At 70.0% G+C, this 14,711-nt stretch carries 13 protein-coding genes and 1 pseudogene; 4 read left to right on the plus strand and 10 right to left on the minus strand.

Annotated elements, in window-relative coordinates; translation table 11 throughout:
• Positions 1–71 precede the first annotated feature (71 nt).
• Positions 72–1,034: pseudogene (gene fliM, locus HHAL_RS02480) on the minus strand (flagellar motor switch protein FliM); the annotation flags it as partial.
• A gap of 12 nt (positions 1,035–1,046) precedes the next feature.
• A complete protein-coding gene (locus HHAL_RS02485) occupies positions 1,047–1,505 on the minus strand; it encodes a flagellar basal body-associated FliL family protein (protein ID WP_011813298.1) in 459 nt (152 codons plus the stop codon).
• Between the two features lie 259 nt (positions 1,506–1,764).
• On the opposite strand from HHAL_RS02485, the gene HHAL_RS02490 reads away from it, so the two are divergent.
• From HHAL_RS02490 to HHAL_RS02505, 4 genes are all read left to right on the plus strand, one after another.
• Positions 1,765–3,255, plus strand: coding sequence for a porin (locus HHAL_RS02490; protein WP_011813299.1), 1,491 nt, complete (start codon positions 1,765–1,767; stop codon positions 3,253–3,255).
• Between the two features lie 32 nt (positions 3,256–3,287).
• Positions 3,288–4,190 carry a metal ABC transporter substrate-binding protein gene (locus HHAL_RS02495; protein ID WP_011813300.1) on the plus strand — a complete coding sequence of 301 codons (903 nt, stop codon included), beginning with the start codon at positions 3,288–3,290 and terminating at the stop codon, positions 4,188–4,190.
• A gap of 115 nt (positions 4,191–4,305) precedes the next feature.
• Positions 4,306–4,905, plus strand: coding sequence for an ATP-binding cassette domain-containing protein (locus HHAL_RS02500; RefSeq protein ID WP_041595017.1), 600 nt, complete (start codon positions 4,306–4,308; stop codon positions 4,903–4,905).
• On the plus strand, positions 4,905–5,705 hold the full coding sequence (locus tag HHAL_RS02505) for a metal ABC transporter permease (protein ID WP_011813302.1): 801 nt from the start codon (positions 4,905–4,907) through the stop codon (positions 5,703–5,705). Before HHAL_RS02500 ends, HHAL_RS02505 begins: the two co-directional genes overlap by 1 nt.
• Here HHAL_RS02505 and HHAL_RS12470 read toward each other — a convergent pair.
• From HHAL_RS12470 to HHAL_RS02545, 8 genes are all read right to left on the minus strand, one after another.
• A complete protein-coding gene (locus HHAL_RS12470) occupies positions 5,696–7,078 on the minus strand; it encodes a flagellar hook-length control protein FliK (RefSeq protein WP_011813303.1) in 1,383 nt (460 codons plus the stop codon). The two genes, HHAL_RS02505 and HHAL_RS12470, sit on opposite strands and share 10 nt — an antisense overlap.
• A gap of 85 nt (positions 7,079–7,163) precedes the next feature.
• On the minus strand, positions 7,164–7,628 hold the full coding sequence (fliJ, locus tag HHAL_RS02515; RefSeq protein ID WP_011813304.1) for a flagellar export protein FliJ: 465 nt from the start codon (positions 7,626–7,628) through the stop codon (positions 7,164–7,166).
• A complete protein-coding gene (fliI, locus tag HHAL_RS02520) occupies positions 7,625–8,974 on the minus strand; it encodes a flagellar protein export ATPase FliI (protein WP_011813305.1) in 1,350 nt (449 codons plus the stop codon). Before fliI ends, fliJ begins: the two co-directional genes overlap by 4 nt.
• Positions 8,971–9,894 (minus strand): flagellar assembly protein FliH, encoded by a 924-nt coding sequence (locus tag HHAL_RS12475; protein ID WP_011813306.1) that lies wholly within the window; start codon positions 9,892–9,894, stop codon positions 8,971–8,973. Before HHAL_RS12475 ends, fliI begins: the two co-directional genes overlap by 4 nt.
• A 56-nt stretch (positions 9,895–9,950) precedes the next feature.
• Positions 9,951–10,940 (minus strand): flagellar motor switch protein FliG, encoded by a 990-nt coding sequence (gene fliG / locus HHAL_RS02530; RefSeq protein ID WP_011813307.1) that lies wholly within the window; start codon positions 10,938–10,940, stop codon positions 9,951–9,953.
• Between the two features lie 5 nt (positions 10,941–10,945).
• A complete protein-coding gene (fliF, locus tag HHAL_RS02535) occupies positions 10,946–12,733 on the minus strand; it encodes a flagellar basal-body MS-ring/collar protein FliF (RefSeq protein ID WP_011813308.1) in 1,788 nt (595 codons plus the stop codon).
• Positions 12,734–12,749: 16 nt separating this feature from the next.
• The gene (gene fliE / locus HHAL_RS02540) at positions 12,750–13,061 is read right to left on the minus strand and encodes a flagellar hook-basal body complex protein FliE (RefSeq protein ID WP_011813309.1); all 312 of its coding nucleotides are present in this window, start codon (positions 13,059–13,061) and stop codon (positions 12,750–12,752) included.
• A gap of 9 nt (positions 13,062–13,070) precedes the next feature.
• Complete coding sequence (locus HHAL_RS02545) at positions 13,071–14,501, minus strand: sigma-54 dependent transcriptional regulator (RefSeq protein WP_011813310.1); 1,431 nt, start codon at positions 14,499–14,501, stop codon at positions 13,071–13,073.
• Positions 14,502–14,711: the final 210 nt, after the last annotated feature.

The following is a 14,711-nucleotide window of genomic DNA, read 5'->3' on the forward strand; positions in this document are numbered from 1 at the left end:
TCATCGTCCCGCTCGCGCTCCTCGCGGCGGACCTGATCGCGCTCCGGGAGCAGCGTCTCGCGCTCCGGCGCCTGCACCTTCTCGTCGATGCGCAGGGCGGCGTTCCCTTCGCACACCCCGTAGGTGCCGTAGAAGACCGGCACCTCCTCAACCTCAACCACCACCCGCTCGGGCATCTCGATGGGGATGACATCGCCGGCCTTGAGGTGCATCAGATCGCGCAGGGTGATCTCGGAGCGAGCCAGGGTGCTGTGCAGGGTCACCGGCGCGGTCTTCATCTCCTCGCGCAGCGCCTTGGCCCAGCGGTCGTCGACGTCGTTGCGATCGGACTGCACGCCGGCGTCGAGGATCTCGCGGATCGGCTCGACCATGGTGTACGGCAGGGTGACGTGGATATCCCCGCCGCCGCCGTCGAGCTCGACGTGAAACTTGCTGACCACCACCACCTCGGTGGGGCTGACGATGTTGGCGAACTGGGGGTTGACCTCCATGTTCACGTACTCGAAGTCCACGCCCAGCACCGGGTTCCACGCCTCGCGCAGGTCGTCGAAGGCCTGGTCGAGCATCAGGCGGATGACCCGCTGCTCGGTGGGCGTGAACTCGCGCCCCTCCACCTTCAGGTAAAAGTGCCCGCCGCCGCCGAAGAAGTTGTCCACCACCAGGAAGACCAGCTTGGGGTCGATGACGAATAGCCCGGAGCCGCGCAGCGGCGGCACGCGGATGATGTTCAGGCTGGTGGGCACGAACAGGGTGTGGACGTACTCGCCGAACTTCATCATCTCCACGCCGGTGACCGAGACCTCCGGCGTGCGACGGAGCATGTTGAACAGGCCGATGCGGAACAGCCGCCCGAAGCGCTCGTTGATCATCTCCAGGGTCGGCATCCGACCCCGGACAATGCGCTCCTCGGCGGTAAAGGTATACGGCCGGAGCTCGCCGGAATCCTCTTCTTCCTCGGTATCGACGTCGCCGTCGTCGATCCCGTGGAGGAGCGCGTCGATCTCGTCCTGGCTGAGGATATCCTGCTGCGACATGACGACCGCCCGCTACTGCATCACGAAACTGGTGAAGTAGACCGCCTCGATCTCGCCATCGACCCCGCGCTCATCGAGGATGTTGTTGATCTCCTCGAGCGAGGCGTGGCGCAGTTCCTCCCGCCCGGCCCGGGTATTGAGATCCTCGAAGCTCTGGTCGGAGAAGAGCATCAGCAGGTTGTTACGGATCACTGGCATGTGCCGCTCGACTCCGGATAGCGGCTCGTCGGCCCGCGCCATCACCTCGACCTCGGCCTGCAGGTAGCTGATCCGCTGCCCGCGCTCGAAGTTGACGGTCAGCGGCGGCTCGAGCTTGAGATACTGCGGATCGCCCAGATCCGGCTCGGCCTCCGCATGCATCCCCGGCGGTGTGATGTAGCCGAAGGCCAGGGCCCCCACGGTGCCCATGGTCGCGACCATCATCAACGCCATGATCCCCATGAATATGTAGACAATCTTCGGCACTGGCATGCCTCCCCGTGCCCTGTGATGCACTGACTGTGCCGTGACGTCGGCGCCCTTGCTGCCGGCACCCCCATGCTACCGCATAACCCGGCGACGCTGTCTCTTGACACCGTATTGCAGATGCAAATACCTTGCATCCTACGCCGGACGGCCTGTCCCTCTTCCGATGCTATCGGCCGCCGCCGCCGGGAACTTGATCTACACCCGAGGCGGGATCGACCGCCACCGTCCGGCGACCAACTCAATCCAGGGGGGGAGCCAAACCATGCCACGATACCACGCCCACCGCCGCCGGCCGGCCCTGCTGGCCACCGGCCTGGGCAGTGCGACGCTGCTGCTCGGCAGCGCCCACGCCCAGTCGCCCGCTGACGACCCCGCCGTGGAGCCGGGTCCGGAGCCCACGGTCAGCGCCGATCCGGGGCCGATGCAACGGGCCAGCGCCTCCAGCGAACAGATCGGCGCCGGCACGCTGATGAACCCGTCGATCTCGGTCATCTTCGACGGCGTCTACGGCAACGAGTTCTCCGGCCACGTCGGCGACCCCGGCGGCTTCGGCATGGGCCACAGCCACGGGCATGGCCACGGCCACGATCACGCCCACGGCATTGAGGACGGCTTCCAGCTGCGCGAGACGGAGTTCGCCTTCGAGGCCTCGGTGGACCCGTACTTCGACGCCTTCGCCATGCTGGTGGTCGAGGGCACCGACCACATCGACCTGGAGGAGGCGTACTTCACCACCCGCGCCCTGCCCTGGGGCCTGCAGGTGAAGGCCGGGCGCTTCCTCTCGGATATCGGCTACATCAACAGCCAGCACCCCCACGAGTGGGACTTCGTGGACCGCCCGCTGGTCAGCGAACACCTCTTCGGCGACCACGGCATCCAGGAGACCGGCGTGCAACTCAACTGGCTGGCACCGACCCGGACCTACCTGAAGTTCGGCGCCGAGATCCTGGAGGGGGAGACGAGCGGGATTGCGGCCTATGAGGGCGAGACAAGCACACGGCCCGGTTGGATCGATGGAGACGGCGCGCCGGAGCGCCACAGGACGGAAGAATTGGATCTCCCCTTCTCCGACTCAACGGGACCTCGGCTTGCCACGCTCTTCGCCAAGTGGGGGCCCGACCTGGGCTTCAACCACGCCGCGCAGTTTGGCGCCTCGGCTGGATACGCCAGCGCGTGGCAACGGATGGAAGAGCACAGCGAAGGCCTTCGCGTCGAAGCCTGGGATGGGGACGCCTGGTTTGCTGGCCTCGATGCCGTCTACAAGTTCGATCCGCCAGGTAGCTACCAGGGCGCCGGCCAACTGACGCTCCAAGGCGAGTACTTCTACAGGAACATCGATTCCGATTTCTATTACTACAACCACGACGATGCCAACAACTGGGAACGAGAGACTGCAGATGCCGACGGGACCTCGGGCAGTTTCAAACAGGATGGTCTCTACGTGCAGGCCGTCTATGGCATTGCCCCGCGCTGGCGCTCCGGCATCCGCGCCGAGGCGCTGGGCCTGCTCGAGAACCAGGCGTGGCATGATCGGGATGACGGCAACGGCTACACGGACCTGGACACCTCCTACCGCTACTCCGCCAATGTGACCTTCTACCCGTCGCACTTCTCCTACATCCGGGCGCAGGTGAACTATTCGGACTTTGCTGACGGCACGCCGGACGACCCGGATACGCACGACGAGGACGCCTGGCAGGTCATGCTCCAGTACAACCTGAGCCTCGGCGCCCACGGCGCCCATCCGTTCTGAGCGCGCCGCGCCGCAATCGCAGAGGGAGTCGAATGATGTTCAAGCGCATCCTTGCCGCCGCGGTCCTCAGCACCGCCCTCGCCGCCGGCCCGGCCGCGGCGGAGCGGCTGGAGGTGGCCGCGACCACCACCAACATGGCCATGATCACCCAGGAGGTGGGGGGCGACCATGTGGAGGTCACCACCATGGCCCCGCCGGACCGCGACGCCCACTACCTCGAGGCGCGGCCGTCGATGATGGCCGCCCTGCGCGGGGCCGATCTGATCGTCTCCGTGGGCGCCGAACTGGAGGAGGGCTGGGTGCCCGCCGCCATCCGCGGGGCCAACAACCCGGATGTACAGATCGGCCAGGACGGCTACTTCGAGGCCGCCGCCCAGGTGGAGCTGATCGGCCAGACCGGCCACGCCGACCGCGCCCGGGGCGACGTCCACCCGGCGGGCAACCCCCACGTCTACCTGGATCCGGTGCGCCTGGCCGAGGTCGGCCAGGCCCTCGCCTCGCGTCTGGCCGACCTGGCCCCGGAGCACGCCGAGACCTTCTACGACAACGCCGACGCCTTCCAGGCCGCCGTCGAGGAGCGGATGCCGGACTGGGAGGCGCGCGTCGCCGACGCCCCCGGGGTGCTCCTCTTCCACGAGGACATCGACTACCTCCTCCACCGCCTGGATGTACCGCTGCACGGCTACCTGGAGCCGCTGCCCGGGGTGCCGCCAACGGCCCGCCACCTCCGGCGGCTGGTTAACGAGCTGGGCGACGAGCGGGGGGTCACCCTGTTCACCGACTTCCAGCCGGCGGACGGCGCGCGCTTTATCGAACGCCAGCTGGGCTGGTCCTACTACAGCCTGCCCACCCAGGTGCCGGTGGACGGCGACGCCGAGGACTACTTCCAGGTCATCGACGACCTGGTTGAGGCCATCGCCTCGCCAGCCTCCTGAGCCGACCGATGGGCGCGGCGCAGGCTGGTCAGCCGGCGCCGTGCCCCTTACCATAAGGCGGCCTCGGGCGGGGCACCCCCGCCCGTTTCGTTCCCCCGAACCAGAAGGTTCCACCGTGGCGCAACCGCTCCTCGAGGTCGAGCAGCTGCAGGCCGGCTATGCCGAGCCGGTGGTCGGCCCGATCTCGCTCCAGGTCCACCCCGGCGAGGTCATCGGCCTGGCCGGCCCCAACGGCTCCGGCAAGAGCACCGTGCTCAGTGTCCTTACCGGCCGGGCGCAGCGCTTCGGCGGCCGGGTGCACACCCGCAGCGGCGCCGGCATCGCCTGCCAGTCCCAGGCCCCCTACCAGGGCGGCGAGCTACCCCTGCGCGGCGATGAGCTCCTGGCGCTCATGGGCGCCGACCCGGGCATCCTGCCGGAGCCCCTGCAGCCGCTGCTGCGCCGGCGCATCGACCGGCTCAGCGGCGGCCAGCGGCAGAGCCTGCTGGTCTGGTCGGTGCTCGGCCACCCCGGGGGCCTGGTACTCCTCGACGAGCCCACCAACAACCTCGACGCCCGCGGCCGGCAGCTGCTCATCGAGGGACTGACCCGGCTCGACGCCCGGCGCGGCGCTCTGGTCATCAGCCACGACGCCGACTTCATCCGCCAGGTCTGCCACCGGGTCGTCACCCTGGAGCCGGGCGGACGCCTGCAGCAGACGGAGGCAGCGGCGTAATGGAGCTGCTCTTCGACCCGCTGTTCCGCCTGCCCTTCTTCGCCGGACTGACCGCCGCCGTGGCGGTGGCGGTGGTCGGGCTGTACCTGCGCCTGCGCGGCGAGTGGCTGGCCGCCCTGGGCTTCGCCCACCTGGCCGGTGCCGGCGGCGTGGCGGGACTGCTGCTGGGCGCACCGCCGCTGGCGGCCGCCCTGGGAGCGAGTGCGGTAGCGGTGGCGATCAAGGGCGCCCTGCACCGCACCGGCAACGACGTCTACGCCTGGCTGATCCTCTTCGGCTGGGCGGCCATGATGCTCGGCGCCTCGATGACCTACCACGCCAAGCTCCTTGGCGAGAACCTGATCGAGGGGCAACTCTACTTCGTCGGCGCGGAGGAGCTGTGGGCCACGCTGGCCGTCGCCGGCACCACGGCACTGGTGCTGCCGATGCTCTCGCGGCGGCTGCTGCGCCACGAGCTCTTCCCCGGCCACGACGCTGCCAACGGCAAGCCGCTGTGGCCGGTCACCCTGGGCTTCGATCTGATCGCTGCGGCGGTGGTGGCGATCACCGCGCTGGTAATGGGGGTGATGGCCGCCTTCGCCCTGGTCTTCATCCCGGCGTGGCTGGCCTTCGCCCTGGCCGGGGGGTGGCGACGTGCCGTGGCCTGGACCGCGGGGCTGGCGGCAGCGATCTACACCGCGTCGTTCGTGACCGCGATGGCCCTGGACCTACCCTTCGCCACGGTGCTGGTGGGCATCGCCGCAGCCCTGGCACCGCTGCGCCTGGCCGCGGGCCGACTCGGCGGCCGGCATCAGGCGTAGTGATCCACCAGGCCGCGGCCGGCACTACCGGCGGCGGCCTCATCGCCCTCCTCGCCCGGACCCGCGGCGGCCTGTAGGGGCTCGCCGGTCTCCGGGTCGGTGTCTTCGGCTTCACCGCCCTCGCCCTGGGAGATGTTCACGTCCACTTCGCCCTGGCCCTGGTCGGCGAGGAGCTGCTTGAGCCGCTCCAGGTCCTGCTCCAGCGCCTCGCGGGTGGCGGCGTTGTGGGTGGTGATATTCACCGTGGTGCGCTCGTCACCGACGTTGATCTGGATATCCAGCGGGCCGAGCCCGGGGGGGTTGAGCTGTAACCGGGCCTGCTGGATGTTCTCGTTGACCATCCACACCACCCGCTCGCCAACGGCCGGGGTGAAGCCCTGCTGGCCCACCGGCTGCTGCACGGTGAACTGCATGCCGCCCCCGCGCTGGCTGCCGTCCAGCCCCTGGGCGGCAGCCAGCAGCCCGCTGAACTCACCGCGGGCGGCACTGCCCTCGTCACCGCCGCGGCTGCCTGGCTGCAGCGCCTGGAGCAGGGCCTCGGCGGCGGGGCTGCGCTCGCCGCTACCGGTCTGCCCGCCCTGGGTGCCGGTCTGCCCGCCGGAAAGATCCAGCCCGCCCGAGGCGGCATGGAGGAGCCCGCCGGCGCGCAGCTCCCGGGTGATCTGATCGCCGAGGGCGGTGTTGCGCCCGCCCTCCGGCTCGTCACCGATGCCCCCGCCGAAGAGCGTGGCGGTGCTGGCGGCGACGGCGGCCAGGCCCTCGGCGTCGGCAGTGTGCTCGGGGTCGTCCAGGTGGGCCAGGCGCTCCTGCAGCGTGGCGATCAGCTCCTTGCCCGAGAGCCCCTCGTCTTCCAGCTCGGCCAGGGCCTGGAGGACCTCGGCGCGCTCGGCCGCCAGCTGGCGCTGGCCCTCGAGCCACGCCTCGACCCGCTCGAGCTTGTCCGACTCCCCCTCAAGCAGCGCCTTGAGCTTGGCGGAGAGTTCCTCGGGGTCGGCGCTGCCCAGCTCCTTGAGCACCGCCGGATCGAGCCCCTCCAGGGCCTGCTCGGCATCACCCTCGCCGACCCCGGCCAGGGCGTCCATGACCGCCTGCAGCTTCTCGGGGAGCTCGTCGACATCCAGGCCGAGCTCCTCAAGTTCGGACGGCAGGATCTCGCCGTCCAGCGGCAAGCCCTCGCCGTCGAGCTTGCCGCCGAGGGCGTCAAGCAGGCCCTTGAGGTCGGCCTCATCAATGCCCGCCTCTTTGAGCGCCGGGGTCTCCAGCAGCGCCTCCAGGAACCCGCCGGCCTCGCCCTTACCGTCCAGGGCGGCGCCCTCCGGGCGCTTGCGGCCCGCGGCTTCGAGATCGAGGGCGGCGAGGTCGGTGAGGGGCATGGGGGTTCCTCCAGGGGTGGCAGCGGTCGCGTCCCGGGAATGAAGCAAGATCCGAACCAGCCCGGCGACCCGGGCGCTGGGGCCGCTAGCCGCCCTTGCCGGGCAGATCCCCCCGCTGCACGGCGTGGTAGAGCATACGCGCCACCTCGTCGGACTTTTGGCGCTCGCGCCGCTCGGCCTCCGCCTGCTCGGCCTCGGCGCGGCGCTCCACCACCTTCTCGATGGTGCGGTGCTCGCCCCAGCGGCGTAGCCACTCCTTGTGCAGCTGGGTGACCCGTCGCTGCAGTTGGGCGATCTGCTGGCGCTGCTGGACGATGGCCTCGTCGAGACGGGTCAGGAAGGCGTTGTAATCGCGCAGGCGGGCCGCCTCGATGGCGCCATCCTGGTTGAGTTGGCGGCGGTACTCCTGGCGCATCTCCAGGATCTCCTCCAGGCGCGCCTCGCCCTGACGCAGCTCCCCCTCGGCCCGCGCCAATTGGCTGGCGGCCTGCTCCTTGCGCTGATCGGTCAGCCGCTCCACCGGACGCAGCCGCTCCGCCCCCTTGCTCATCCGTTCACCTCACCGGTCAATCGTCCCAGGGACGCCAGGGACTCGTCGAAATCCACCGCCTCGCTGACGTCCTGCTGCAAAAAGGCGCGCAGCCGCGGCTGGTACTGGATAGCCTGATCGACCAGCGGGTCCGAACCGCGCTGGTAGGCGCCGACACTGATCAGGTCCTCGTTCTGGCGGTAGGCGGCATAGAGCTCCCGGAAGCGCTGCGCCGCCTTCTGGTGCCGCCCCTCGGTGATGGCCATCATGGCGCGGCTGATGGAGGCCTCGACATCCACCGCCGGATAGACCCCGGAATCGGCCAGGCTACGGGAGAGCACCAGGTGGCCGTCGAGGATGGCCCGGGCCGAATCGGCGATGGGCTCCTGCTGGTCGTCGCCCTCGACCAGCACGGTGTAGAAGGCGGTGATCGAGCCGCCGCCGTCGGGGCCATTGCCGGCGCGCTCGACCAGGCGCGGCAGCAGGCCGAAGACCGACGGCGGGTACCCCTTGGTAGTGGGCGGCTCGCCGATGGCCAGACCGATCTCGCGCTGCGCCTGGGCGTAGCGGGTGAGCGAGTCCATCAGCAGCAGGACGTTGTAGCCCTGGTCCCGGAAGTATTCGGCGATGCTGGTCGCGCGCATGGCGCCGTGGAGCCGGAACAGCGGCGAGGTATCGGCGGGCGCCGCCACCACCACGGCCCGGGCCAGGCCGTGCCGCCCGAGGATCTCGGTGATGAACTCGCGCACCTCGCGCCCCCGCTCGCCGATGAGCCCGACCACCACCACATCGGCGGTGGTGTAGCGGGTCATCATCCCCAGCAGCACGCTCTTGCCCACACCGGAGCCAGCGAACAGGCCCATGCGCTGCCCGCGTCCGACGGTGAACAGGGCGTTGATCGAACGTACGCCGACGTCCAGCGGCGCAGCGATCGGTGCGCGCTCGAGGGGGTTGATCGGCTCGGCCATGAGCGGCGTGCGCTCCCGGGCCTTGAGCGGGCCGCCGCCGTCGATGGGCTGGCCACCGCCATCAATGACCCGGCCGAGCAGCTCCTCGCCGACCCGGGCCTGGGCGCCGCTGCCCCGGGGAATGACCCGGGCGTTGGGCATGACGCCGCGCAGATCGCCGGTAGGCATGAGGTAGAGGCGGTCGCCGGCGAAGCCGACCACCTCGGCCTCGACACCGCCCTGGCCGTCCTCGATGGTGCAGCGGGCGCCGAGGGGCGCCCGGCACCCCTCGGCCTCCAGGGTCAGCCCGACCATGCGCCGCAGCACCCCCTCCACCGGCGGGCGCACGGCCTCGACGTGCTCGACCCGACGGCGTACCCGGGCGGTCCAGTCCTGACCCAGGCCGGAGACGACGCTCATCGGCCGCCCTCTTCGTCGCCGGCCTGAGCCTTGGCAGTCTCGCTGGAATCGGTTGCGCCTTCCGAATCGCTCTCCGCCGCATCGGGGGCGCGCCCGCGGTAGCTGCGCTCCACGGTCTCGCCCGCCTCGACGGCGTGGGCGTCGCCGAGCAGCTGTTCGGCGACGGCGTCCAGACGCCGCTCGACGGTGGCATCGACCCGCGAGGTCTCGGTGGTCACGATACAGCCACCGGGGGTCAGGTGGGCGTCGGCGACCACCGACCAGCCCTTGTCGCCGACTTCGGTGCCGAGCTGCTCGGTGATGAAACCGTGCTCATCCGGGTGGACCTGGATGGTCAGTCCGCGCCCCTGGGCTGGCAGCTCGCGCAGCGCCTGGCGCACGGCGGCCAGGACGTGCTTGGGCTCCGCCCGCAGCTCTTCGAGGACCAGCCGCCGGGCGACGGCGAAAACCAGGTGCAGCAGCTCGTCCTCGGCGTCCCGATCGAGCTGCTCCAGGGGGCGCCCCAGGGTATCGAGCAGCGTCCGCAGCCGGCGCACCAGCACCGCACCGGCCCGCCGCCCGTCGCTCTGCCCGGCCTGCAGCCCCTCGGGGTAGCCGGCGTGGAAGCCCTCGTGGCGCCCCGCCTCGTAACCCTCCTGATGCCCCTGGCGCCGGGCGGTGGCGCGGATCTCCTCGATCTCCTCGACGGTGGGCAGCGCGCGCCGCGCCTCGTCCTCCATGCGCAGCCGCTCGGCCACGGCCTGGCGGCGGCGCTCGCGCCGGCGCCGGCGCTTCTCACGCTCGATCCGCCGGGCCTGCTCCTGCTCGGCCTGGCGCTGCCGGTCGATCTCGGGCTGGTCGAAGTCGGGCGTCTCCCACGCCTCGGCCGTCTCGGCGAACTCTCCGGGGATGATGCGCAGGCGTCGATCGCCACTATCCATCCGCGCCCTCCAGGCTGCGAAGACACCCCGGGCTCAGCGGCTCCGGGGGCTGGGAGTCAGACGTACTGGTCGGAGCTGCTGACCAGGTTGATGGTGCCCTCGTCGGCCATGCGCTTGGCCACGGCGAGGACCTCCTTCTGCGCGGCCTCGACGTCGGACAGGCGCGCCGGACCCATGGCCTCCAGGTCCTCCTGGAGCATCTCGCCGGCGCGACGCGAGAGGTTGTTCATGAACTTGGCCTGCAGCTCCTCGCTGGCGCCCTTCAGGGCCAGGGTCAGCGAGCCGGTATCGATCTCGCGCAGGACCTGCTGCATGGAGCGATCGTCCATCTGCTTGAGGTCCTCGAAGACGAACATGAGCTCCTGGATGCGGTCGGCCAGCTCCTCGTCCAGCTCCTTGACGTTGTCCAGGATGGCCGTCTCGGTCTGACCGTCCATGTTGTTGAGGATGTTGGCCGCCGACTGAAGACCGCCGATGGTGGAGGACTTGAGCCGCTGCTGACCGGAGAACTGCTTCTCCATGATCTCATCGAGCTCCTGCAGCGCGCGCGGCTGGATGCCCTCGAGGGTGGCCACGCGCATGACGATGTCGTGGCGGACGCGCTCGGGCATCTCGGCCAGCACCAGCCCGGCCTGATCGGCCTCCAGATAGGAGAGCACGATGGCGATGATCTGCGGGTGCTCCAGGCGGATCATCTCGGCGATGGTCCGCGGGTCCAGCCACTTGAGCTGATCCAGACCGCGGGTGGTCCCGCCCATGACGATGCGGTCGATGATCGACCCGGCCTTCTCCTCGCCCAGGGCCTTGACCAGGGTGCTGCGGATGAAGTCGGTCGAGCCGATGCCCAGCGAGGTCTGCTCGGCGGCGGTCTGGATGAATTCGTCGAGGACCTCGTCGACCTGCTCGCGGCTGACGTTGCCGATCTGCGTCATGCCCAGGCCGAGCTTCTGCACCTCGCGAGGGCCCAGGTAGCGCATGATCTCGGCAGCGGCGTCCTCGCCGAGGGTGAGCATGAGGACCGCGGCGCGGTCGGTACCCTTCATCATCGCCATCAGCCCTTGCGCTTGTCGTCTTCGTCGAGCCAGGCCTTGACGGCGTTGGCCGCCAGCTCCGGCTCGTTCTCGACGAGCTCGAGCACCGCCTGGAGCTTGGCCTCGTAGGGGCGCTCGCGCATGTCGCTGAGCTGCTCGCCGCTGATCCCCGCCAGCTGCAGGGCAGCCTCGCCCTCCTGCCCGCGCCCGGGGCTGGCCAGGCTCTCGCCGGCCGGGCGCTCCAGGCCCTCGGTCTCGGCGCCACCGGACTCTTCATCCAACTCGTCCTCTCCACCGAGCATGCGGTTGACGATCGGCCGGATCGCGACGATGTAGATCAGCAGGCCGATGGCAGCAAACACCGCCAGGCGGATCAAGTCGCGCACCCACTCCTGCTCCCAGACCTCTTCCGGCGGATCCGGCGGCTCGACGATCTCGGCGAAGGGTACGGTAGCCACGCTCACCGCATCGCCGCGATCGGCATCGTAGCCGACGGCGTCCTGGACCAGGTTCTCCAGGGTCTGGATCTCTTCGTCGGAGAGGGCCTCGCGGACCACCTCGCCGTCCTCGTTCTGGACGTAGCGGTGATCGACCAGGACACCGACGGTCAGCCGATCGATGACACCGATGGCCGGCTGGACCTCACTGAGGGTCCGCCCCACCTCCCAGTTGCGAGTCTCGTCGGAGCTGAACGGCGTCCCACCACCGCCCTCAAGCTCCTCGCCGTCGAGGGTCCCCGGCCCCGGGGGCTGATTGGTCAGGGCACCGGGGATGCCGATGGGCCACTGCCCGCCCCCGCCGCTGCGCTCGCTCATCTGCTCGCTGCGGATAGCGCTGCTCTCCGGGTCGAAGAGCTCCTCGATCTGGCGGCGCTCGTCGAAATTGAGCCGGGCGCTGACCTGGGCCCGGACCCGGTCCGGGCCGATGATTGGCTCGACCATGTCCTCGACCCGGCGCTGGATGCGCTCCTCAAGCCGCCGGGTCAGTTCGAACTGCTGCGCCGAGCGCGTCGCCTCGGTGGGCTCGTCCTCGGCGGTGAGCAGGCGCCCGCGGTGGTCAACCACGCTGACGTTACCGTGCTCCAGGTCGGAGACGGCGCTGGCCACCAGGTGGATGATGCCCTCGACCTGGCGGTCCGGGAGCTGGCGATCCTGATCCAGCTCGAGGACCACCGACGCCTTGGCATCGCGGCGGTCGCGGACGAAGACCGACTCCTGAGGGTCGTCCAGGTGCACCCGGGCACTGACCACCCCGCGCAGGGTCTCGATGGAACGGGCCAGTTCGGTCTCCAGCGCTCGATCGAAGCGGGCGTGCTCCATGAACTCGCTGACGCCGAAGCCGGGATCGTCCTCGAGCATCTCGTAGCCGAAACCGCTCCCCCGGGGCAGCCCCTCGGAGGCGAGGAAGATGCGTGCCCGGTGGACGGCGTTCTCGGGGACCTTGATGTCCCCGGTGCGCTCGTCGAACTCGACGCGCACCCCTTGCTCCTCAAGGGCGTTGATGACTTCGGCGGCATCGTCGGAGGAGAGGTCGGCGTAGAGCGTACGCAGCTCGGCGGGTTCCTGCGCCCAGAAGAAGATCGCCACACCCAGTCCGGCCACGGCCAGCAGCCCGGCCCCGAGGCCGAGCTTGCGCAGCGGGTTGTCGCCGAGGACGCGGGTCAGCTGCTCGCGCCAGTCCTCGGGCACGAACCGGCCGACGCCGGCAAATCCGCCGCCCTCGGTTCCGGCTCCACCCTGGCCGCCGCTATCGAGCGGCGACGGCGGCGAGGAGCCGCTCGATTCGGTCATGGCCTGGCTATCCGCCATGGCGACCCCTCACGCGTTACACCTGCATGTTGGCGATTTCCTGGTAGGCCTCCAGGAGCTGGTTGCGGACCTCCTTCATGGCCTCGAAGGAGACATCGGCCTTCTGCACGGACATCATGACGTCGGTGAGCTGAACATCCTCGCCGTTCATGAAGGCATCGGTCATGCCCTTGGCGTCCACCTGATTGTCATTGACCTGCTCGACCGCCTGGCGCAGGAGATCCGAGAACTCCTCCACCGGCGGGCTGTCCTGCTGCGGCTGCTGCACCGGCTGCCCGCCAATGGCGCGCATCTCGGCCAGGGCCTGTTCGATCCGAAAATCCGACATGGTGCGACCTCAGTTGCCGTAGGCGTAGAGCATCCCGGAGCGCTCCGGGATCTCGACGCCTTCCTGACGCATGCGCGCCAGCTTGTAGCGCAGGGTGCGACTGCTGATGCCCAGCCGCGCTGCGGCCTCCTTGCGGTTGCCGCCGACCCGGTCCAGCGTCTCGAGGATGCGGCGGTACTCGCGACTCTTGAGGTCCTCCTCCAGCGTCGCCGCGGCCTCCGGCCCCGCAGCGGCACCGGGGCCAACGGCGGGACCGGGCGCGCCCTCCGGCGCAGCGGGGCCGGCGGCGGGGGCACTCGGAGCCACCGGCTCGGACGCGGCACCGGCACTGACGGTGACCGGCTCAAAGCGGATCGCCTCAGCGTCGATGGCACTGCCTTCGGCGAGGATCAGCGCACGCTGCACGACGTTCTCCAGCTCGCGGACATTGCCCGGCCACGAGTGCTGGATGAGCAGTCGCTCCGCCTCGGGGGTAAAGTCTGCGCCGCAGCCGCCGCCAAGCTGGGCGTACTTGTGAGCAAAGGAGCGTGCCAACGGGATGATGTCCGCGGCACGCTCGCGCAGAGGCGGCAAATGGATCGGGAAGACGTGCAGCCGGTAGAAGAGATCCTCGCGGAAGCGCCCGTTGCGCACGGCCTCGCGCAGGTCGCGGTTACTGCTGGCGAGGACACGGACGTCGAGCGGGATCGGCGTCTGTCCGCAGAGGCGCTCGATCTCCTTCTCCTGCAGGGCGCGGAGGAGCTTGGCCTGCAGGCCCGGCTCGATCTCGGAGACCTCATCGAGCAGCAGGGTGCCGCCCTGGGCCTGCTCGAATTTGCCGGCGTGGGCGCGGTTGGCGCCGGTGAAGGCGCCCTTCTCGAAACCGAAGAGCAGCGCCTCAAGCATGTTCTCGGGGATCGCCGCGCAGTTGACGGCGATGAACGGGCCGTCGGCACGGGGCGAGCGATCGTGGATGTAGCGGGCGAAGATCTCCTTGCCGGTCCCGGACTCGCCGGTCAGCAGGACGGTCACGTCCTTGCCGGCCACCCGCTGCGCCAGCGCCATCAGCTGCCGGCTGCTGCGATCCTCGGCCACCAGCTCGGGACCGGCATCGGTGACCCGGGCCACGGCGGCGGCGAGTTCACCAGCCGGGGCGTCCTCGGCGACGTAGTCGGCCGCCCCGTCGCGCATGGCAGCGACGGCACCACTGACCTCGGCACGGGCGGAGATGACGATCACCGGCGGGGCCATGGGATGGCGGGTGAGCACCCGCCAGTTGTCCCCCTCGCTGCCCTCCTCGAAGCAGACGACGGCAGCGATCCCCCCCTGCTCCAGGAGTTCGTGGGCGGAGCCGCTGTCTTCCGCCTCGGCTGTCACGAACCCGGCGTCGTCCAGGCGCCGCCGCTGCTCGCTGCGGCGGCCCGGCTCGCGGGCCACCACGAGCACGCGTTGCTGACCCATATGGATTGTCCCCCTCAGCGCAAATCCGTGCCGCGGCATTGCCCCGCGGCGGCCCCAACTTTTGCAAGGGCCATGCCAGAAGCGGCCTGATGGGCTAAGCGTCGGATTCCGCCCGGCCGGCGAGGCGCTGCCGCTGCGGCGGACGGGAGTGGCAGTCAAAGTTCTGTCGACCGGCCAAGGCGGCAACCGTTTGCCGCTTGACGGTTCGCT

Source organism: Halorhodospira halophila SL1 (genome assembly GCF_000015585.1).
GTDB lineage: Bacteria > Pseudomonadota > Gammaproteobacteria > Nitrococcales > Halorhodospiraceae > Halorhodospira > Halorhodospira halophila.

Bases quoted from the DNA above. Each gene is read 5' to 3' on its own strand.
- HHAL_RS02485 (WP_011813298.1), bottom strand. From the start codon at position 1,505: ATGCCAGTGCCGAAGATTGTCTACATATTCATGGGGATCATGGCGTTG.
- HHAL_RS02490 (WP_011813299.1), top strand. From the start codon at position 1,765: ATGCCACGATACCACGCCCACCGCCGCCGGCCGGCCCTGCTGGCCACC.
- HHAL_RS02495 (WP_011813300.1), top strand. From the start codon at position 3,288: ATGATGTTCAAGCGCATCCTTGCCGCCGCGGTCCTCAGCACCGCCCTC.
- HHAL_RS02505 (WP_011813302.1), top strand. From the start codon at position 4,905: ATGGAGCTGCTCTTCGACCCGCTGTTCCGCCTGCCCTTCTTCGCCGGA.
- HHAL_RS12470 (WP_011813303.1), bottom strand. From the start codon at position 7,078: ATGCCCCTCACCGACCTCGCCGCCCTCGATCTCGAAGCCGCGGGCCGC.
- fliJ (WP_011813304.1), bottom strand. From the start codon at position 7,628: ATGAGCAAGGGGGCGGAGCGGCTGCGTCCGGTGGAGCGGCTGACCGAT.
- fliI (WP_011813305.1), bottom strand. From the start codon at position 8,974: ATGAGCGTCGTCTCCGGCCTGGGTCAGGACTGGACCGCCCGGGTACGC.
- HHAL_RS12475 (WP_011813306.1), bottom strand. From the start codon at position 9,894: ATGGATAGTGGCGATCGACGCCTGCGCATCATCCCCGGAGAGTTCGCC.
- fliG (WP_011813307.1), bottom strand. From the start codon at position 10,940: ATGATGAAGGGTACCGACCGCGCCGCGGTCCTCATGCTCACCCTCGGC.
- fliF (WP_011813308.1), bottom strand. From the start codon at position 12,733: ATGGCGGATAGCCAGGCCATGACCGAATCGAGCGGCTCCTCGCCGCCG.
- fliE (WP_011813309.1), bottom strand. From the start codon at position 13,061: ATGTCGGATTTTCGGATCGAACAGGCCCTGGCCGAGATGCGCGCCATT.
- HHAL_RS02545 (WP_011813310.1), bottom strand. From the start codon at position 14,501: ATGGGTCAGCAACGCGTGCTCGTGGTGGCCCGCGAGCCGGGCCGCCGC.